The organism is Duganella sp. Leaf126, assembly GCF_001423125.1.
Taxonomy (GTDB): Bacteria; Pseudomonadota; Gammaproteobacteria; order Burkholderiales; family Burkholderiaceae_D; genus Rugamonas.
Genome location: NZ_LMNW01000012.1, coordinates 419,047 through 438,142 on the forward strand (window position 1 = coordinate 419,047; position 19,096 = coordinate 438,142).

At 65.6% G+C, this 19,096-nt stretch carries 23 protein-coding genes; 9 read left to right on the forward strand and 14 right to left on the reverse strand.

What is annotated here, in order from left to right; translation table 11 throughout:
• Positions 1–5: 5 nt before the first annotated feature.
• Positions 6–1,214 carry an acyl-CoA dehydrogenase family protein gene (locus tag ASF61_RS09540; protein WP_056154481.1) on the reverse strand — a complete coding sequence of 403 codons (1,209 nt, stop codon included), beginning with the start codon at positions 1,212–1,214 and terminating at the stop codon, positions 6–8.
• A gap of 294 nt (positions 1,215–1,508) precedes the next feature.
• On the opposite strand from ASF61_RS09540, the gene ssuE reads away from it, so the two are divergent.
• The 6 genes from ssuE to ASF61_RS09570 all read left to right on the forward strand — a co-directional run bounded on the left by ssuE (position 1,509) and on the right by ASF61_RS09570 (position 6,715).
• Entirely contained in the window at positions 1,509–2,144 is a 636-nt protein-coding gene (ssuE, locus tag ASF61_RS09545) for an NADPH-dependent FMN reductase (RefSeq protein ID WP_082491409.1), read from the forward strand.
• 11 nt (positions 2,145–2,155) lie between these two features.
• Positions 2,156–3,163: a sulfonate ABC transporter substrate-binding protein gene (locus tag ASF61_RS09550; protein ID WP_056154485.1), complete on the forward strand. Its 1,008-nt coding sequence runs from the start codon at positions 2,156–2,158 to the stop codon at positions 3,161–3,163.
• Between the two features lie 20 nt (positions 3,164–3,183).
• Positions 3,184–4,326, forward strand: coding sequence for an FMNH2-dependent alkanesulfonate monooxygenase (ssuD, locus tag ASF61_RS09555; protein ID WP_056154488.1), 1,143 nt, complete (start codon positions 3,184–3,186; stop codon positions 4,324–4,326).
• A gap of 1 nt (position 4,327) precedes the next feature.
• Positions 4,328–5,101, forward strand: a complete 774-nt coding sequence (ssuC, locus tag ASF61_RS09560; RefSeq protein ID WP_056154492.1) for an aliphatic sulfonate ABC transporter permease SsuC — start codon at positions 4,328–4,330, stop codon at positions 5,099–5,101.
• 23 nt (positions 5,102–5,124) lie between these two features.
• Positions 5,125–5,982 (forward strand): ATP-binding cassette domain-containing protein, encoded by an 858-nt coding sequence (locus ASF61_RS09565; RefSeq protein ID WP_056154495.1) that lies wholly within the window; start codon positions 5,125–5,127, stop codon positions 5,980–5,982.
• 166 nt (positions 5,983–6,148) lie between these two features.
• Positions 6,149–6,715, forward strand: coding sequence for a YceI family protein (locus ASF61_RS09570; protein ID WP_056154498.1), 567 nt, complete (start codon positions 6,149–6,151; stop codon positions 6,713–6,715).
• Positions 6,716–6,740: 25 nt separating this feature from the next.
• Here ASF61_RS09570 and ASF61_RS09575 read toward each other — a convergent pair whose 3' ends face one another.
• Both ASF61_RS09575 and ASF61_RS09580 read right to left on the reverse strand, forming a co-directional pair.
• Positions 6,741–7,328, reverse strand: a complete 588-nt coding sequence (locus ASF61_RS09575) for a chromate transporter (RefSeq protein WP_056154501.1) — start codon at positions 7,326–7,328, stop codon at positions 6,741–6,743.
• Positions 7,325–7,933 (reverse strand): chromate transporter, encoded by a 609-nt coding sequence (locus ASF61_RS09580; protein ID WP_056154504.1) that lies wholly within the window; start codon positions 7,931–7,933, stop codon positions 7,325–7,327. Before ASF61_RS09580 ends, ASF61_RS09575 begins: the two co-directional genes overlap by 4 nt.
• 187 nt (positions 7,934–8,120) lie before the next feature.
• On the opposite strand from ASF61_RS09580, the gene ASF61_RS09585 reads away from it, so the two are divergent.
• Positions 8,121–8,315: a hypothetical protein gene (locus tag ASF61_RS09585; RefSeq protein WP_056155421.1), complete on the forward strand. Its 195-nt coding sequence runs from the start codon at positions 8,121–8,123 to the stop codon at positions 8,313–8,315.
• Between the two features lie 19 nt (positions 8,316–8,334).
• On the opposite strand, the gene ASF61_RS23220 is transcribed toward ASF61_RS09585, so the two are convergent.
• From ASF61_RS23220 to ASF61_RS09595, 4 genes are all read right to left on the reverse strand, one after another.
• Positions 8,335–8,505 (reverse strand): hypothetical protein, encoded by a 171-nt coding sequence (locus ASF61_RS23220; protein WP_156369509.1) that lies wholly within the window; start codon positions 8,503–8,505, stop codon positions 8,335–8,337.
• Positions 8,506–8,569: 64 nt separating this feature from the next.
• A complete protein-coding gene (locus tag ASF61_RS09590) occupies positions 8,570–9,472 on the reverse strand; it encodes a PAS domain-containing protein (RefSeq protein WP_056154507.1) in 903 nt (300 codons plus the stop codon).
• A gap of 53 nt (positions 9,473–9,525) precedes the next feature.
• Positions 9,526–9,762 (reverse strand): hypothetical protein, encoded by a 237-nt coding sequence (locus ASF61_RS23225; RefSeq protein WP_156369510.1) that lies wholly within the window; start codon positions 9,760–9,762, stop codon positions 9,526–9,528.
• 32 nt (positions 9,763–9,794) lie between these two features.
• Entirely contained in the window at positions 9,795–10,208 is a 414-nt protein-coding gene (locus ASF61_RS09595) for a hypothetical protein (protein WP_056154510.1), read from the reverse strand.
• A 132-nt stretch (positions 10,209–10,340) separates the two neighbouring features.
• Between ASF61_RS09595 and ASF61_RS09600 the strand changes: the two genes are divergently transcribed.
• Positions 10,341–11,027 (forward strand): hydrolase, encoded by a 687-nt coding sequence (locus ASF61_RS09600; RefSeq protein ID WP_056155424.1) that lies wholly within the window; start codon positions 10,341–10,343, stop codon positions 11,025–11,027.
• A gap of 31 nt (positions 11,028–11,058) precedes the next feature.
• Here ASF61_RS09600 and ASF61_RS09605 read toward each other — a convergent pair whose 3' ends face one another.
• The 7 genes from ASF61_RS09605 to ASF61_RS09630 all read right to left on the reverse strand — a co-directional run bounded on the left by ASF61_RS09605 (position 11,059) and on the right by ASF61_RS09630 (position 15,723).
• Positions 11,059–11,721: a response regulator transcription factor gene (locus ASF61_RS09605; protein ID WP_056154513.1), complete on the reverse strand. Its 663-nt coding sequence runs from the start codon at positions 11,719–11,721 to the stop codon at positions 11,059–11,061.
• On the reverse strand, positions 11,718–12,542 hold the full coding sequence (locus tag ASF61_RS09610; protein ID WP_056154516.1) for a sensor histidine kinase: 825 nt from the start codon (positions 12,540–12,542) through the stop codon (positions 11,718–11,720). The genes ASF61_RS09605 and ASF61_RS09610 overlap by 4 nt, the downstream gene beginning before the upstream one ends.
• A 12-nt stretch (positions 12,543–12,554) precedes the next feature.
• The gene (locus ASF61_RS09615) at positions 12,555–13,100 is read right to left on the reverse strand and encodes a Dps family protein (RefSeq protein WP_056154519.1); all 546 of its coding nucleotides are present in this window, start codon (positions 13,098–13,100) and stop codon (positions 12,555–12,557) included.
• A 131-nt stretch (positions 13,101–13,231) separates the two neighbouring features.
• Positions 13,232–14,074, reverse strand: coding sequence for an alpha/beta fold hydrolase (locus tag ASF61_RS09620; RefSeq protein ID WP_373994537.1), 843 nt, complete (start codon positions 14,072–14,074; stop codon positions 13,232–13,234).
• Positions 14,075–14,584: 510 nt separating this feature from the next.
• A complete protein-coding gene (locus ASF61_RS23230; protein ID WP_156369511.1) occupies positions 14,585–14,752 on the reverse strand; it encodes a hypothetical protein in 168 nt (55 codons plus the stop codon).
• 23 nt (positions 14,753–14,775) lie between these two features.
• The gene (locus ASF61_RS09625; RefSeq protein ID WP_056154520.1) at positions 14,776–15,090 is read right to left on the reverse strand and encodes a hypothetical protein; all 315 of its coding nucleotides are present in this window, start codon (positions 15,088–15,090) and stop codon (positions 14,776–14,778) included.
• Positions 15,091–15,177: 87 nt separating this feature from the next.
• Complete coding sequence (locus tag ASF61_RS09630; RefSeq protein WP_056155430.1) at positions 15,178–15,723, reverse strand: hypothetical protein; 546 nt, start codon at positions 15,721–15,723, stop codon at positions 15,178–15,180.
• Positions 15,724–15,847: 124 nt separating this feature from the next.
• Between ASF61_RS09630 and ASF61_RS09635 the strand changes: the two genes are divergently transcribed.
• The gene (locus ASF61_RS09635; protein ID WP_056154524.1) at positions 15,848–19,006 is read left to right on the forward strand and encodes an NAD(P)-binding protein; all 3,159 of its coding nucleotides are present in this window, start codon (positions 15,848–15,850) and stop codon (positions 19,004–19,006) included.
• The last annotated feature ends 90 nt before the right edge of the window (positions 19,007–19,096 follow it).

Sequence of the window (19,096 nt, forward strand, 5' to 3'; positions counted from 1 at the left end):
GGTTGTCACGAGTAAGCGGTGGGTTCGGGCAGCGAACCGTCGAGCGCGTGGCGTCCGAGGTCGCGGATCTTGTAGTCGACCGGGTCGTGCAGCGTGTGCACGCGCGCATTGCGCCAGAACCGGTCGTAGCCGTAGCGGGCCGACGTGGACCGGGCGCCCGTCAGCTCGAACATCTGGTTGCTGATGTCGATGCTGGCCACGTGCGCCAGCACCTTGGCTTCGGCCCCGGCCACGGCCAGCTCACCGCGCTGGCGCGCGGTGACGTCCGGCCCCAGGCGGAACAGCCGCTCCAGTTCGCGCGCGGCCTGGTCGGCCAGCACGGCGGCAGGCCGCAACTTGAGCCACAGCTGGCCGAAGCGGTGCTGGATCAAGGGATCGGCCGCCGCCGACGGTGCGCCCGAGGCGAACCAAGGCCGCGCTTCGTCCACCGTGTAGGCGCGCGCCGCCTCGAACGCGCCTTCGGCGATGCCCAGGTACAGGTTGGTCATGATCAGCTGGGCTACCTGCGAGCGCAGCGTCGATTGCGGCGTGGCCGCAACGCCGGGCGCTTGCAGCACCTGGTCGGCCGGCAGCGCTACCGCATCGAAATGGACATTGCCGCTGTCGGTCTGCTTCTGGCCGAACGCGTCCCAGTCGGCCTGCACCGCCACGCCGGCCTGGCGCGTGGGCAGCACGCCGATCAGCGCGGTGCCGGTGGCTGCGTGCCAGGCCGAGACGGTCAGCCAGTCCGATCCCACCGAGCCGGACGAAAAGCTCTTGACGCCATCGAGCCGAAAGCCGTCGCCGGTGTCCACCGCCGTGGTGCGGCGGTCGAGCGGGTTGAGCGCATTGCCCCAGAACAGCTGCTGGTCGACGGTCTGTGTCAGAAAGCGGCGTTGCTGTGGCGGCGTGCCATACAGCGCGATGCCGGCCAGCTGCAGATGGTGAAAGCCGAAAACATGGGCCAGCGCGCTGTCGGCGCGGGCCAGGATGCGCACTGCGTGCAGCACTGTCGGCCAGTCTGCGCCCTGGCCGCCATAGGCCTCGGGTATCGACAGGGTCAGCAGACCGGAATCGCGGATCCAGCCGCGCTCCTGCGCTGCGTGGCCGCCGGCCCGGTCGCGGGCGTTGGCGGTGTCGCCCAGGCGGCGCGCCAGGTCGGCGGCCACGGTGAGCGGATCGGAAGCGGATGGCAGCGCCGGGTCGGGCAACGCCGTTCTGAGCGGGAGAGACATGGTATGTCCGTGGGTCGATGTGATGGTCAATATCGGTAAGCGGTGGCCAGTATTGCACCGGGTCTGGCGCGCCGTACACGAACAAATCCGGCTATTTATATGCAAAAAAGTCATGTGTCGGAAACCGCATATGGAAGCGCAAAACTATTCGTTCTGCTATCGGCCCGGCCGATCTATTCTGGCCTGGATGCAGACGGCGCATGCAGCGCAGCCAGGCGGCACGCCATTCACACCATTCACGCCATTCACGCACCTACCAATGCAAACACGCACACTGACGCTGGGGACCGGATCATGAACATTCTTTTATTGGGCGGCAGTCCTGCCGCGGCATCGAGCACCGGCCGTTTGCTCGACCACGTCGCTGCCAGGGCGGCCGAGCGCCTCGCCGACGACGCGGCGGAACACCGCTTCACCCGGGTGCCGGTGCGCGAATTGCCGGCGCACGCCTTGTTGCACGCCGACACGGGGGACCTGGCGATCAAGCGCGCCCTGGGCGCGGTGGCAGACGCCGATGCCGTCATCGTCGCCACGCCCGTGTACAAGGCGTCTTACACCGGCCTGCTGAAAGCCTTCCTTGACCTGCTGCCGCAGGACGGCCTGGCCGGCAAGCTGGTGCTGCCGCTGGCCACCGGCGGCAGCCAGTCGCACATGCTGGCGCTGGACTATGCGCTGCGGCCGGTGCTGCAGGCGCTCGATGCACGCCATGTGCTGGCCGGTATCTACGCCACCTCGGCGCAGCTGGTGTGGAGCGAGGCAGGCGGCCTGGTGGTCGATCCGGCCGTGGCCTGGCGCGTCCAGGCCGGCGTGGATGCGCTGGCCGCCGGGCTGCACGGGCAGCAGGCGTGGCGCGATCTCCAGGCCCGGGCCGACGACCGGTGCGCAGCGCCGGGTACAACACCGGGGGCTGCGTTGCGCCTGGCGCGCTGAAAGGAGACGAGATGACTGTTCGGGATTTGCGCGGAACGCGCAGGCGCACGCTCGGTGTGCTGTTTGCCGCTGGCGTGATCGCCGCCACTGCCCACGCGCCGGCGCGCGCGCAGACCGGCGGTGCAGAGGGCAAGCAGGAAATCAGGATCGGCTTCCAGAAATACGGCACGCTCACCTTGCTCAAGGGCCGCGGCACGCTGGAGCAGCGCCTGGCCGGCAGGAACATCACGGTCAAGTGGACCGAATTCCCGGCCGGACCGCAGCTGCTGGAAGGGCTCAACGTGGGCAGTGTCGATTTCGGCACCGTCGGCGAAGCGCCGCCGATCTTCGCGCAGGCGGCCGGCGCCAACCTGGTCTATGTCGGTAACGAGCCGCCATCGCCGGGCAGCGAGGCCATCGTCGTGCCGCAGGCGTCCACCGTGCGCAGCGTGGCCGACCTCAAGGGCAAGAAGATCGTTTTGAACAAGGGGTCGAATGTCCATTACCTGCTGGTCAAGGCGCTGGAAAAGGCGGGCGTGGCCTACCGCGACGTGCAGGTGATCTACCTGCCGCCGGCCGACGCGCGCGCCGCGTTCGAGCGCGGCAGCGTCGATGCCTGGGTGATCTGGGATCCGTTCCTGGCCGCTGCCGAGAAGCAGATCGGCGCCCGTGTGCTGGCCGATGGCAAGGGCCTGGTCAACAACTACCAGTTCTACCTGGCGTCGCGTCCCTACGCAGAAAAGCACCGCGAGACCGTGGGCATCGTGCTCGAAGAAATCGCCAAGGTCGATGCCTGGGGCGCCGCCCATCCGAAAGAGGTGGCAGCCATCCTCTCCACCCAGACCGGCCTGGAACCGGGCGTGGTGGCGCTGGCGGCATCGCGCTACGCCTATGGGGTGCAGCCGATCAGCGCCAGCGTGCTGCAACAGCAGCAAAAGGTGGCCGACGCATTCGCCAGCCTGCGGCTGATACCGAAACCGATCGTGGTCGCGGACGCCCGGCTGCAGCCGGCGCCTGCCGCCCCGCCATCGACGAAATAGCCATTGTGAAGGAGTACTGCATGAATATCTTCTGGTTCATTCCCACCCACGGCGACAGCCGCTATCTCGGCACCACCAAGGGCGCGCGCCCCGTCGATGCCGACTACCTGCGGCAGTGCGCGGTGGCTGCCGACACGCTCGGCTACGACGGTGTGCTGCTGCCGACCGGACGCTCGTGCGAAGACGCATGGGTGGTGGCGTCGTCGCTGATCCCGGTCACGCAGAAACTCAAGTTCCTGGTGGCGATCCGCCCCGGCCTCACCACGCCCGGACTGGCCGTGCGCATGGCTGCCACCTTCGACCGCCTGTCCAACGGCCGCCTGCTGATCAACGTGGTCACCGGCGGCGACCAGGGCGAACTGGAAGCGGACGGCCTGTTTGCCGATCACGCCAAACGCTACGAGATTTCCGATGAATTCATCCGCGTGTGGCGCGCGTCGCTGGCCGGCGAGGGCGGCGAAGCCGGCTACGATTTCGAGGGCAAGCATATCAAGGTCAAGGGCGCCAAGACCCTGTATCCGGCCGTGCAAAAGCCGTATCCACCGCTGTATTTCGGCGGCTCGTCGGAACCGGCGCACGCGCTGGCTGCCGAGCAGATGGACGTCTACCTGACCTGGGGCGAGCCGCCCGCTGCGGTGGCCGAAAAGATCGCCGACATCCGGGCGCGCGCCGTCAAACACGGTCGCACCGTCAGATTCGGCATCCGCCTGCACGTGATCGTGCGCGACACCAGCGAGCAGGCGTGGCGCGCAGCCGATGAGCTGATCAGCCACCTCGACGACGAGACCATCGCCAAGGCCCAGCAGGCGTTCGGCAAGATGGACTCGGTGGGGCAGCAGCGCATGGCAGCGCTGCACGGCGGGCGCCGCGACAAGCTCGAAGTGGCGCCCAACCTGTGGGCCGGCGTGGGACTGGTGCGCGGCGGCGCCGGCACGGCGCTGGTCGGCGACGCCGAGACGGTCGTGGCCCGCATCCGAGAATACGCCGACCTCGGCATCGACACCTTCATCTTCTCCGGCTACCCGCACCTGGAGGAATCGTACCGTTTCGCCGAACTGGTCTTCCCCTTGCTGGGCAAGGGCAAGGCGGCCGGCACCCAGTCGCTCAGCGGGCCGTTCGGCGAAATCATGGCCAGCGACATCGTGCCGAAAAAGGCGGCCTGACATGCGCCACCAGATCGATACACCACCTAGCCCGTGGGCGCCGTGGATCCTGCCGGTCGCGCTGATCGTGCTGTGGCAGGTGGCGTCGCAGGCAGGCTGGCTGTCGAGCCGCATCCTGCCCGAGCCATGGGCCGTGGCCAAGGCCTTCTGGACGCTGGCCGAGTCGGGCGAATTGTGGCTGCATCTGCGCACCAGCCTGTGGCGCGCGGCCACCGGCTTTGCCATCGGCGCCGGCCTGGGCCTGCTGCTGGGCTTGTTGACGGGCAGCTTCCGCCGCGCCGAGACGCTGCTCGACACCACGCTGCAAATGGTGCGCAACATCCCGGCGCTGGCCTTGATCCCGCTGGTGATCCTCTGGTTCGGCATCGACGAGACGGCCAAGCTGTTCCTGCTGGCGGTGGGCGTGTTCTTCCCCGTGTACCTGAATACCTTCCACGGCATCCGCTCGGCCGACCAGGGACTGATCGAGATGGCGCGCAGCTACGGGCTGTCGGGCTGGCCGCTGTACCGCGACGTAATCCTGCCGGCGGCGCTGCCGTCGATCCTGGTCGGCGTGCGGTTTTCGCTGGGCCTGGTGTGGGTGCTGCTGATCGTGGCCGAAACCATTTCGGCGCAGGCCGGCATCGGCTACATGACCATGAACGCACGCGAGTTTTTGCAGACCGACGTGGTGCTGGTCGGGATCCTGCTGTACGCGCTGCTGGGCAAGGCCGCCGACCTGGCGTCGCGCGCCATGGAAAAGCACTTCTTGCGCTGGAACCCCGCCTACCGCTAATTGCCTTTCAACTGGAGTACCTCATGACCATTTCCACCACCTTGTTCGAGCGCGGCGGCATGGCGCGCGAAAACCTGGCGGCGCTGCCGCCGTCCGGCGCCAGCACCGGCAAGCCGCCGGCGCGGCGACAGGGCGTGGCCCTGGCGCTGGACGGTTTGAACAAGTCGTACGGCGAACGCGCAGTGCTCAACGATATCGCGCTGCAGCTGCATCCGGGCGAATTCGTGGCCGTGGTCGGGCGCAGCGGCTGCGGCAAGAGCACGCTGCTGCGCGCGATCGCCGGACTCGAAGCCGTTGAGCAGGGCACCATTGCAGTGGGCCAGGGCGTGCTTGACCCTGGCGCGGCAAATATCCGCATCATGTTCCAGGAAGCGCGCCTGCTGCCGTGGAGGACGGTGCTGGACAACGTGGCGCTCGGCCTGCCGCGCGCGCTCAACGCGGCTGCCGCCACGCTTGCCACGGTGGGCCTGGGCGAACGCGCCGATGACTGGCCGGCCGAACTGTCGGGTGGCCAGCGCCAGCGGGTGGCCCTGGCGCGCGCACTGCTGCACGAGCCGCAATTGCTGCTGCTCGACGAGCCGCTGGGTGCGCTCGATGCGCTGACCCGCATCGAAATGCAGCAACTGATCGAACGCCTGTGGCTGGCGCGCGGTTTCACGGCAGTGCTGGTGACCCACGACGTGCAGGAAGCGCTGGCGCTGGCCGACCGCGTGGTGCTGATCGAAGACGGGCGCATCACGCTCGACCTGGCAGTGAACCTGCCGCGTCCGCGCGCACGCGGTACTGCGGCGTTCGCGGCGCTCGAGCAGCGTCTGCTCGAGAGAATCCTGCAGCCGGCGGCTGCCGCAGCGCCGGTGCGCGGCAGGGACCAGGCTGCCTGATGGATCGGCAGTGGCCTATGATCGATTTTCTCGATAGTAACGAGGCAAATTTTTCGTTTTACAACGCCAATTGTGCAGAGCATAATCATTGCCACCAGAGACATGGACTTGCCCGGAACCCCGGGCGGTTGCATGGCTCACCGATTCACAACACAGGAGTCTGACAATGAAAAAAATCTTTGCCCTGATGGTCGCTGCCGGTATCTCGATGTCCGCCTTTGCTGCACCGGAAACCTTTACTTCCGATGCCAACCACACGTTCTCGAGCTTCAGCTACAGCCACTTCGGCTACTCAATCCAGACCAGCCGCTTCAACAACACCACCGCCAAGTTCACGGTGGACCGCGCTGCCAAGACCGGCTCCGTGGAAGCGACCATCGACACCAAGTCGGTCGATACCGGTTCCAAGCTGTTCGACAGCCACATCCAGGGCGAAGATTTCCTGGACACCGCCAAGTTCCCGACCATCACCTACAAGTCGACCAAGGTCAACTTCAAGGGTGACGTGCCTGCCACCATCGACGGCAACCTGACCATCAAGGGCATCACCAAGCCAGTGACCCTGACCGTCACGCACTTCCAGTGCGCCGACCACCCGATGATGAAGAAAATGGCTTGCGGCGCCAACGCCACCGCCAAGATCAAGCGCACCGAGTTCAACGCCGGCAAATACGCGCCGAACGTCGGCGACGAAGTCACCCTGACGCTCGCCATCGAAGCGATCAAGGAGTAATCTCCTGCCGTCAACCGGTTCCGGGTCACACGACCTGGAACCAGCCGAGCAGGGCGCCGGCAGCCAGCAGCCACAACAGGTGGATGCGGGTGCGCCAGATCAGCACGCCGGCGGCCACTGACACCAGCCATAGCGGCCAGTCGATGGCGAAGTCGCGGTGGGCGCTGCCCAGCGTAATGCCCACCGACACCATCAGGCCGACCACGACCGGCGCCATGCCCTGCTTGAAGGCGCGCACGCCCAGCTGGTCGCGGTGGCGGCGCGCCCAGCGCGCAGTCAGGTAGGTGATCGTGGTGCTCGGGATCAGGATGCCGAGCATGGTTACCGCCACGCCCGCGCACGCAGCAAGATAGCTGCCCGTATTCAATCCCACATTCCAGCCCATCAGCGCCACGAACAGGACGTTCGGACCGGGTGCCGCCTGGGCGATGGCGATCGCGTCGTTGAACTGCGACTGGGTCAGCCAGCCATGTTCGAGCACCAGATAGCGGTGCATCTCGGTGGTGGTGGAAATGGCGCCGCCCACCGACAGCAGCGACAGCAGCAGGTACTGGCCGAACAGGTTGCACCAGTCGGCAGCGCTCAGGACGATGTGTAGCGGGGCGCCGCTCATGGGGCCTGAGACCCGGCGTCGGGCGTCCTGTCTGCGCGCTTGCCCAGGATCCGGTACGTCAGTCCCACGCACACGCCGCCGAGCGACAGCAGCGTCCACGCCAGCGGCACCTTGAACACCACCAGCATCGTCACGCACAGCACGGCGGCCAGGCCGCTGAACCAGCCCGGCAGCGGATGCGTGCGCAGCGCCGAGGCCAGCTTGACGCCGGTGGCGGCGATCAGGCCGGCAGCGACGGCCGCCATCCCGCGCAGGGCACCGGCCACGCCCGGGTGGTTGGCATACTGCGCATGCAGCACGGCCAGGCACAGCACCAGCAGCAGCGGCACCGTCAGCATGCCGGCCAGCGCCACCATGGCGCCGCGCAGGCCGAAATAGCGGTCGCCGATCATCAGCGACAGGTTGACCACGTTGGGACCGGGCATCACTTGCGCCACGGCCCAGTCCTCGATGAATTCCTCCTGCGTCAGCCAGCGCTTGCGCTCGACGATCTCGCGCTGGACCACGGCCAGCACGCCGCCAAAGCCTTGCAGCGCCAGCAAGGTAAACGAGATGAACAGGTCGGTCAGGGAAGAGGGCTGAGGGCGGGGCGGTTCCGAAGTCATGCGGGTATTATCGCCCCGCTTATTGCCGCGTGTCCATTCCCGACGCTGCCCGGCGTGATTTTATTGCGCAATGATAGGAACCTGACATTGACTTTGGCGCGTCGGCGCGCATACTCCCGTTGCGGAACTGCTTGATCTTAATCAAAACCCTTCCATGTCAGCGAGGATCATGATGAACGATGTGTTTATGCCACCAGCCGAGCAAGCCCAACAGCAACGTAGCGACCACCGCAGCAGCGCCATCGTCGAGCGCGGCATTGCCGTGCAGTCGACGTTCAACACCGTGTGCGCGATCGAATATCTGCGTTCGCACAATGTCCAGTCGCACATCATCGAACGGGTGCTGTCCTATCCGGACCAGCGCCGGCAGCATGCGCACTAGCCGGCGCCTGCAGGACGACTTATGCACTGACGCGGCTGCTCAAAAAATTTTTTTCATCCGAAAACTTATCAGCCGATGCGGCTGCTAAGTGACTGATTTGTAAGGCGATAAAAATTGCCTGTTGGACGGGCAGTTTGTTGAATACCGCGCCGTTACTGGTGCGCTTCGTTGTCAATGGGGTGATATCCACAGAGATGTCCACAGAGCTTGTGGATATCATGAAAAACGCTTGCGAATCCGGGACTTAACCGCGATCACAGCGGTTTTTTCAGGGCCTGCATGACACTGCCCACGACCACGTACGGCGCGGCCGGGTCATCGACCACACTGGCCGTGACCCGCAGGCGCAGTTCCTGGCCGTCGCGCCGCCACGCGGTGACGACGTCGCTCCAGCTTTCGCCGGCGCCCAGTGCGGCCAGCGCGTCGGCCAGCTGGTCGGGCGGATACGGCGGCGTGTGCAACAGCCGCAGGTCGACGCCGACCAGTTCCTGGCGCGAGAACTGGAACTTGCTGCAGAACTTGTCGTTGACGCTGACAATGCGGCCGCGCGCATCGAACCTGGCGATCACTGCGTGCTGATCCACCGCATCGAGCAGACGCCGGGTGTGATCGAGCTGCGCCTGCAGTGCGGCCGCATGGCTCTGTGCCTCGTGCAGGGTGGCATACGCGCGCAGCGAGGCAATCACGGTGGTAAACAGCTTGCGCGTGGTGAGATCGGTCTTGCACCAGAAATCGTTGATGTCGTAGTCGAGGATGATGCTGTGTTCGAGCGCCTGGCCCGGCTGGCCCGTGCGCAGCACGATGCGCACCAGCGCGTTGTGCTGGACATCGCGCACCTGGCGCGCCACGTCGAGGCCGGCGTTACTGGTTTCCATGATCACGTCCAGCAGCACCAGGGCGATGTCGGGCGTGTTGCGCAGCGTGGTCAGCGCTTCCTCGCCGCTGTAGGCATGCAGGAAGCTGAGCCGGCGACCGCGAAAACTGACGTTGCTCAGGGCGAATTTCGTCACCACGTGCACATCGACATCGTCGTCCACGATCAGCACCTTCCACGGCGGCGCAGCGGCAGCTGCGCTGTGCGCTGGCGCCTGGCGGGCGGCCGCGACTGCGTCATCGTCGTCGATCAGCCAGCCCGTATCGTCATCATCCTGATTCATGCATCGATCCCGCAACGCGTTCTTTGAAGAAAATTGTGGCCTTCGAAGCCACACTATGCCTGGCGGGCGGTTTTGTCAAAGATTTCGGGGCCGGATTGTCCGCTGTGGTATCCACCGCAGGCTCGTGCCAAAAAATATTTTTTTGCCACGCTTGAAAACAGCGCCGGGATCGTCAAGCGACGCTGTAAGTCATTGATTTTATTCGGGTAAAATTTTGCCTTCCGTTTAAGCATTTTGTTGAAACGCCCGCCATTAAAGGCGGTCCGGGCTGTCAAGTGGTGCTTATTCACAACCTTATCCACAAATGATGTGGATATCTCGACTAGGCCGGGTCACCGATGGCGACGATCTCCGACAACTGCTTGCGCACCGCGCCGTGCGCCATCACCAGTTCCGGGCCGTCGTGCAACATGGCGTTGTATTTGGCGCGGAATTCGAGGTCGCCCTGCTCGGACGGACCGATCAGCGACTCGATGGCGCGCCGGTATGTCACCGCATCTTCCGCCGTCACCGGTTCCTCGTCGTCGAGGCGCTCGTCCATCTGCGTCATCAGCCCCGACAGCTTTTGCAGCCACGCGAAGTTGGGATGGTTGGTGACCAGCTGCAGCAACTCCAGCGGACTGCCAACCGCGCCGAAATACTGGCTCTCGATGTGGATCAGCTGCTTGTGCAGGTCGCGCAGCGCGCGGCCGAGCGCAGTGAGCCTGGCGCGTTGCACGGCGTCGTCGGTATGCATGGGAATTCCTGTCGATGATGATGGCCGCAGCTTAACAGAGTCCCCCCTATGGCGGAGCCTATCTTTTTGCAGTGGTGCAGCAGGGGGGGCGGCTCCTACCATGAAGCTTCCTTACACCACTCTGGAAGCATGATGATGAACCCAAAACTCGAAGTCCTGACCCCGCAAAACTCGCAGCTGATCTTCATCGACCAGCAGCCGCAGATGGCATTCGGCGTGCAGTCGATCGACCGCCAGGTATTGAAAAACAATACCGTGGCACTGGCCAAGGCCGCCAAGGTGTTCAATATTCCGACCACCATCACCACCGTGGAAACTGAAGCGTTCTCGGGCCATACCTACCCCGAGCTGCTGGACGTGTTCCCTGGCAAAGACATTCTCGAACGCTCGTCGATGAACTCGTGGGACGACCAGAAAGTGCGCGACGCGCTGGCAGCCAGCGGCAAAAAGAAGGTGATCGTCTCCGGCCTGTGGACCGAGGTATGCAACACCACCTTCGCCCTGTGCGCGATGCTCGAGGGCGGCTACGAAATCTACATGGTGTCCGACGCCTCGGGCGGCACCTCGAAGGAAGCGCACGACATGGCCATGCTGCGCATGGTGCAGGCGGGCGTGATCCCGGTGACCTGGCAGCAAGTGCTGCTGGAATGGCAGCGCGACTGGGCCCGCAAGGAAACCTATGACGACGTGATGAAGATCGTCAAGGAGCACTCGGGCGCCTACGGCATGGGCGTGGACTACGCCTACACCATGGTGCACAAGGCCCCCTCGCGCGCCAATCCCGATCACAAGACCCTGGCGCCGGTTCCCGCCAAGTAAGGGCAACGCCTGAAGCCTGCTGCGGAGCAGGCTAGAATGCGCTGAGCAAGCCGCGCCGGGTCGCCACTGTGGCGGCCTCGGTACGGCTTTCGACATTGAGCTTGGCGAGAATATTATTGACGTGGAATTTCACGGTGCCTACCTCGATGGCGGCGCTGCGGGCGATCATCTTGTTGCTCTTGCCGGTCGCCAGGTGGGCCAGGATTTCCAGTTCGCGCGGCGACAGCGGCGCCGCTGCCGAGTGTTCGGCCAGCTTGCCTGCCACGTCCGGCGGCAGAAACCTGCGGCCCTGCACCACGGCATGGATGCATGCCACCAGCTGCCCGGCGTCGGCATGCTTGAGCAGGTAGCCGCGCGCACCGGCGCGCAGGCTGCGCTGCACGTCCTGGTCGCCCTGGAACGTAGTCAGGACCACGATGCGCGCGTGCGGATCGAACGCCATGATGCGGGCGATGGCATCGAGGCCGTGCATGACCGGCATGCTCAGGTCCATGATCACCACCTGCGGACGATGCTGGCAGTACAGCGCCACGGCGCGCTCGCCGTTATCGGCCTGGCCGACCAGGCGCAGCCCCGCGGTGGCCTCGATCAGCGCCGCCAGCCCGGCCAGGATCAGCGGGTGGTCGTCGGCAATCAGCACGGAAATGGTGTCGGCTCCGGTGCCGGTAACGGTATGGGTAGTGGTGGTAGTCATCCTGGATATCCCTTGAGGCTGATGTGAAAGGCGGCGCCATGCGGCTGGCGCGAGGTGGACCAGATGCGCCCGTGATGGGCGTCGATGATGGCGCGGCAGATCGCCAGTCCGAGGCCGGTGCCGCCCGGCTTGGTCGAGAACAGCGGGTCGTACAGGCGCGCGGCCAGCTTGGCCGGCACCCCGACGCCATTGTCTTCCACGCTGATGCGCACGGTGCCGGCGCTGTCGGCCAGCATCGAGCGCACCTCGAGGCGGCGCGGCCGCGTGTGCACGTCCTTCATCGCCTCGATGGCATTGAGCACCAGGTTCATCATCACCTGCTGCAGCTGCACGCGGTCGGCGCACAGCTGGCGACCTTGCAGGGCCAGGGCGTCGTGGACCTCGATGCCGTGCTTGTGCAGCTCGGCACGCAGCAGGCGCAGCACTTCGCGCAGCGCTTCATCGACATCGAAGCGCGTGGCCTCCGGCTGGGCGCGGCAGGACATGCCGCGGATGCTGCGTACCACGTCAGCGGCAGTGGCGCCGGCGTGGCGTATCAGGGTCAGCGTCTCGCGCGCCCGTTCGGTCTGGCCCGACTGCAGCGCCAACAGCCCCGCCTCGGCCTGCAGCACGATGGCGGCCAGCGGCTGGCTCACCTCGTGCGCGATCGAGGCCGCAAACTCGCCCATGGACGAGATGCGCGCCAGCCGCGCCAGCTCTTCCTCGGTTTCGCGCAGCGCTTCCTCGGCCTGCAGGCGGCGGGCTTTTTCAGCCAGGTAGCGCCGGTATAACTGCTCGCTGTCGAGCAGTCTTTCCGTTACGAGGTCGGCGGGAGGCGGCACGGCCGGTCCCGCTTACCTGGCTGCCTGCGTTTGCGCGGCCAGGTGCTCGCCGATGAACCAGCTGTGCAGCTCGTTGCTGCGCACCACCTGGCTGACGATCAGGTCGTTGGTGCCGTCGTCGCCCTGGTCGGCCGCCGCGCGCGCCAGCGGGCGGGCTTCGAGCAGGATGGTTTCATGCGCGTCCAGCAGGCCGGCCAGCTGCGCCGCTGCCGTTTCGCGGCCACGCGGCGCGCTGCGCGCGATGGCCGATTCTTCCACCACGTCCTGCGCCAGTGCGAAGGTGACGCCGCCCAGCGTCTGCACGCGCTCGGCGATGCTGTCCATGATGGCGACCTGCTCGTTGTAGTGCTGGTCGAACAGCAGGTGCAGCTGGTGGAAGGTGGCGCCCGATACCTGCCAGTGGGCTTTCTTGTAGGCGTCGCGGATGGCCATGGTGTGGGCCAGCAGGCGGTTCAGCGCATGCACGCTGTTCGCCCGCACCTCGCTCGGCAGGCCGATGCGCACCTCGGTCAGGGCGCCGAAATGCTGCAGGACTTGCTTGGTATTGGCATTGCTCATGATGGTATTCCTTTAAAAGTGCCTGTTGTGCCACCGGGCGATTATGGGCCGCCATCGTCATGGCGTTCAGCTCCGAAAGGGTGAGACAGAAGCGCGAACAGGGCAGGGTTGGCGCTTACCCGATCGGGGGATCAGGATTGCAGGAAGGCCAGCAGGTCGGCGTTCAGGCGATCCTTGTGCGTGGTCGGCAGGCCGTGCGGCGCACCTTCGTAGATCACCAGCCTGGCGTTGTTGAGGATCTTGGCCGAGGCCTTGCCCGAAGCGTCGATCGGTACGATCTGGTCGTCGTCGCCATGCACGACCAGCACCGGCACGTCGATCTTTTTCAGGTCTTCCGTGTAGTCCACTTCCGAGAACTGCTTGATGCAGTCGTAGGCGTTCTTGATACCACACTGCATGCCCTGGGCCTGGAAGGTGTCGCGCACGCCCTCCGACACCTTGGCGCCGGGGCGGTTATAGCCATAGAACGGCATCGACAGGTCCTTGAAGAACTGGGCGCGGTCGGCCAGCACGCCGGCGCGGATGCCGTCGAACACGTCCATCGGCAAGCCGCCCGGGTTGGTGGCGGATGTGACCATCTGCGGCGGTACGGCGCCCACCAGTACGGCCTTCTTGACGCGGGCGCTGCCGTGGCGGCCCAGGTAGCGCGCCACTTCGCCGCCGCCGGTGGAGTGGCCCACCAGCGTGGCCTCCCTGATGTCGAGCGCGTCGAGCAGGGTGGCCAGATCGTCGGCATAAGTGTCCATGTCGTTGCCGCCCCATGGCTGGCTCGACAGGCCGTGGCCGCGACGGTCGTGGGCGATCACGCGGTAGCCATGGCTGGCCAGGAAGAACATCTGGTCTTCCCAGGCGTCGCCCTGCAGCGGCCAGCCGTGGCTGAACACCACGGCCGGGCCGCTGCCCCAGTCCTTGAAGTGGATGCGGGTGCCGTCTTCGGTGATGACGCTGTCGATGCCGAGATTGCTGTTTGCCATGGTATTGCTCCTTTGCTGACACAGTGAGGGGGATGGGGGACGGTGCGCATCCAGTGTAGTCAGCGCGCGGCTGGAAAGCTCCTGCCAAAAGTGCAGGGCAGGCTGCAACGTTGGGGGGCGCTGCTGCCGGCCTGGCTCAGCCGCGCCAGCCCGGTCGGTTGGCGGCGTCCGGTGCGCCGTCGTAGTCGAGCGGCAGCCAGTTGTAGTGCTGGCCCGTCTTGCGGGGGCGCCCGAGGCTGGGAAGGCGATGTGGGCGGTCGCGCCCAGCGTGCGGTCTTGCGCCAGCGTGTGCAGCAGGCGGCTAGGAGTGGCGCGCGTCGGTCGCGCTGCTGTCATACTTGACGTGCGCTTGCGGGTGGTCGAACTGGATCGCGCTCACATGCACGATATCGCTACAGGTCAGCAAGGTCTGGCCGGCGCTGCGCGCGGTACATGGCGTGGCCCGGGGGTGGCCGGCGCCGGCAGCGCCTCGATGCCGGCCGACAGCGGACCTGAGCCACGATAGGGCTGCTAATGGTGCGCTGCCTGGTAGCGCGCCATGGCAGCGCGGGCGGCGTCGGAGAAGCTGGCCAGGAAGGCAGACGCACGGGGTTTGCTGGTGCCGCTGAGCCAATAGTCGGCCTCGGTGTGCGACAGGCGCAGCTTGGCGTTCGCCAGCACGGCGTTCCCGTGTGCCATGATGCCCCGCGTGGTCCTTGTGCTCAGCTTTCGGTTTCCGCCTCGTCGATCGCTTCGCGCACCTCGTCCGCGAAACCGAATTCGACCTCGTGGCCGTCAACGCCGTCCTGGTAGAAGAAGTGCACGGGGCCGTCGGCTTCGGCAACCAGCCAGGCATCCACTTCGGCGCGCTGGTGACGGTTGCCGATGCGCGCCACGTCGATCTTGTGGCGTTCGCCCGGCACCTGCAGGTGCTTGACCACATCCTTGGTGCGGGCCGTGGCCAGCGGCACATAGTGGGCGGTATGGACGTTGCGGCGGTTCTGGCTGCCGGTCTCGCGGTTGTCTTGTTCGGTCATGTTCACTCCTGTCGAATTATCCTGCCACAAGTGTACCGCGCGCACGCGCGGGTTTCCCCTGCCATCGGGCCGGTTCGGTGCGCTGGCTTACGGTTTCAGCGCCTCGTACCGTGCCAGAAACAGATCATAGGCCCGCTGCGGCCCGACCGGCACGATCACGCCTGCGGCCGGCGGCGGCAGGTGGCCCCATTCCATCCAGGCCGGCGGCAGCAGGTCGCGCAGCTCGGTGGCCATACAGACCAGGTCGGCGTGCTTGATCTCCGGCACGTCGTCCTGGAAGCCGAAGCGGCGCCGCAGCGCCTGTTTGACCGGGTGCATGCGCTCCTTCACGTAGTCGCGTCCGAGCATGACCTTGACCGGCGACGGCCAGTCGCCGAGAAACTCCTCGCAGTCGTGCATCAGCGCTGCATAAGCGTATTCGGGCGCCACCAGCTGCGAGCACATGATCGAGTGTTCGGCCACCGAGTACCAGGGGCGGGCAGCGCCGCCCCAGCGCGGCTGGGAGGCCAGGCACAGCGCGATATCGGTGATCGGCATACCGCTGGCATCCGGTTGCAGCAGGTTGAAGACGTACCCGGAAGGCAGCAGGATGGACGTGCGGCCGTCCGGTTTTCGATGGGGGGCAGATGTCATCGGGCCATCGTACACCATCGCAGAATGTTTTATTTAAGCAACATAGTGGCCTGCTGGACGGCGTTTTGTCCTACACTGGTGCGCTGGCCTCATTCCTTATCTTCTACACCTCTCACCCCACTTCATGGCAACCAGACCTTCTTATATCTACCAGGGCGGATCGGCGCTGATGCACGCGCCGCTGCAACTGAAAAACGCCCAGATGTCCGGCTTCTTCATCAAGGGCGACAGCGCCTGCCTGCAGGCCACGCTCGACGACACGCTCAACTGCGTGGCGGGCGGCCGCATGCGTTTCAAGGCGATTTCGCCGTACGTGCTGACCACGTTTACGCGCGTCGGCCACGCCAATTCGGCGGTCCCGGTGGACCAGGACAAGGGCTGGATCAGCGAAATCGACATCGTCACCTGGATCATGGTGGGCGCCATGGATGACGCCGGCCAGCTGGCACATATTTACTACTATCCGGCGCACATCTTCGTCGATGACGGTATGGCGCTGATCAATGGCCGCGAGCTGTTCGGCTACCCGAAATACCTGTGCGAGTACGAGATCCCCGCTGCCGGCGCCGAGCCGCTGCGCTATTCCGTGGCGGCCAAGGGATTTCACCCGTTCTCGCCCGAGACCCGCATCGCCATGCATCCGCTGCTCGAAGTCAACGCCACCAGCAAGACCGGCAGCGAAAAACCCGTGCACAGCGTGCTGGACCTGATCGAAGAGGCGATCGCGCTGTTCCTGTCGATTCCCGATTTCTTCAACCTCGACGTGGCCGGCTGGGAAGATATCGTGTCGCTGCTGCGCAATCCGCGCATCGACCAGATTTTCCTCAAGCAGTTCCCGGACAGCGCCGGCATCGAGGCCGTGTACCAGGCCATCCTGGCGGCGCCTGCCACGGTCGATAAGATCCATGGCGGCAAGCTGCTCGGCTACGAGTACCAGGCCGTGCTGCACGCGTTCGACAGCTTCCCGCTCGACCGCACGCTGGGCTTCAGGCTGGGACCGCAGCAGGCGATCCTGCCGTTCAATCTGCACTTCGACTTCACCGCAGAAACGGGCAAGGAATTGATCGACAATTCCCGCATCGCGCCGCAAAAGATCGCCGTGCTTGGCGGCGGGGTGTCGGCCATGACGGCTGCCTATTACCTGAGCGACCAGCCGGGCTGGCAAAACAACTATGACATCACCGTCTACCAGCAGGGCTGGCGCCTGGGCGGCAAGGGCGCCAGCGGGCGCAATGCGCAGTACGGCCAGCGTATCGAGGAGCATGGCTTGCACATCTGGTTCGGCTTTTACACCAATGCGTTCAAGATGATCCAGGCCGCTTACGAGGGCCTGGACCGGCCGGCCGGTGCGCCGCTGGCCACCTGGCAGCAGGCGTTCAAGCAGCACGACTACGTGGCGCTGTCGGAAGATGTGGACGGCCACTGGCGCAACTGGTCGATCGTGTTTCCGACCCTGCCCGGCGTGCCGGGCCAGGGCGACCAGGACATCACGCTGTGGCAGCTGGCGGTGGCCATGGTCGGCTGGATCGAGCAGTGGATCGGGAGTCTGCACCACCTGACTGCCGCGCTGGAGCTGGACGAACCGCCCCATCACGCGGGCATCGTGCCCGACTGGCTGCACCACGTGGCAAAAGGCGTGGTCCATACCGTGGGCGAACTGGCGGGCGATTTCGCCTTGCTGGGCAGCGCCTTGTCCGGCATGGTGGCCAATCTGTCGCCGGACACGCGTCGCCATGGCGATGGCGAGCACCATCTGCTCGCCGGCGTGATGGCCGGTGTGCGCACCCGCCTGCACCAGCGCTACGGCGCACTGCTGGCGCGCGCGCAGGCGGCCGAGGGCGACGCCCCGGGCGCCGACCTGATCGACGATATCCGCCGCCTGCTGATCTGCATCGACCTCGGCACCACCGTCATGAAGGGCGTGTTCGAGGATGGCGTGATCAAGCATGGCTTTGATGTCATCAACGATATCGACTTCCGCGACTGGCTGCGCAAGCACGGCGGCCACCAGGCATTGTCGATCGATTCGGCGCCGGTACGCGGCTTCTACGACCTGGTGTTTGCCTACGAGGGCGGCGATTTCGACAAGCCGAACATCGAGGCCGGCACGCTGCTGCGCGCCATGGCGCGGATCGGCCTGTGCTACAAGGGCGGCATCATGTTCAAGATGCAGGCTGGCATGGGCGACGTCGTGTTCACGCCGCTGTACCAGGTGCTCAAGGCGCGCGGCGTGAAGTTCAAGTTCTTTCACAAGGTCGAAGAGCTGGTGCCCGACGGTGCGCAGATCGGCAGCATCCGCATGACCGAGCAGGTGGCCATGGCCACGCCCGGCCAGGGATACGATCCGCTGATCGATGTAAAAGGCCTGGCCTGCTGGCCGAGCCAGCCGCTGTATGCGCAGCTCGATCCGGACCAGGCCGAGCTGCTGCAGGTCAGGGACATCAACCTCGAATCGCACTGGACCGACTGGCCGCAGGTGTACCAGGAACGCTTCGGCTGCCCACTGCCCACCCACACGCTGCAGCGCGGGGTCGATTTCGACAAGGTCGTATTCGGCATCTCGATCGGTTCGCTGCCGGTGCTGTGCCCGCAGTTACTGGCGCAGAGCCCGGCATTGCTGGCCACGACCGAGCACGTCAAGACGGTGGCCACCCAGGCCTACCAGGTCTGGCTGGACAAGGACCTGACGCAGATGGGCTGGAGCCACCAGCCCAAGGGCGAGCAGCCGGTCCTGAGCGGCTTCACGGAACCGTACGATACCTGGGCGCCGATGGACCAGCTGCTGGTGCGCGAAGACTGGCCTGCTGCCATCGCACCGCGCAACGTCTCGTACTTCTGCAGCGCGCTGACGGTGACCGACTATCCGCCCGCCACCGACACCGGTTTCCCGGCGCGCATGGCGCAGCTGGCCAAGGAAGGCGCCGTCAACCAGCTCAGTCACCAGATCGCTGCGCTGTGGTCGGCCACGGGACCGGCGGGCGCGTTCCCGTGGCAGTGGCTGGTCGATGCCAGCGGCGCCACCGGCGTCCAGCGCTTCGACGCCCAGTACTGGCGGGCCAATGTCGATCCGTCCGAACGCTACGTGATGTCGGTGGTGGGCAGTACCCGGTACCGGTTGCGCACCGACCAGTCCGGTTTCAGCAACCTGTTCCTGACCGGCGACTGGATCAAGACGGGCATCAATGCCGGCTGCGTGGAGGCGGCGGTCATGGCCGGCATGCAGGCTTCACGCGCGATCAGCGGTTATCCGCAAACGATCGCGGGCGAGACCGACTTTGCCTGACGTGGCGCATCGGGCAATAAACAGGGCGTAGTTGAAGAGCGCACGCGGGCGGGCAAAATAAAAGGGCGCATCGCTGCGCCCTGTCGCCTG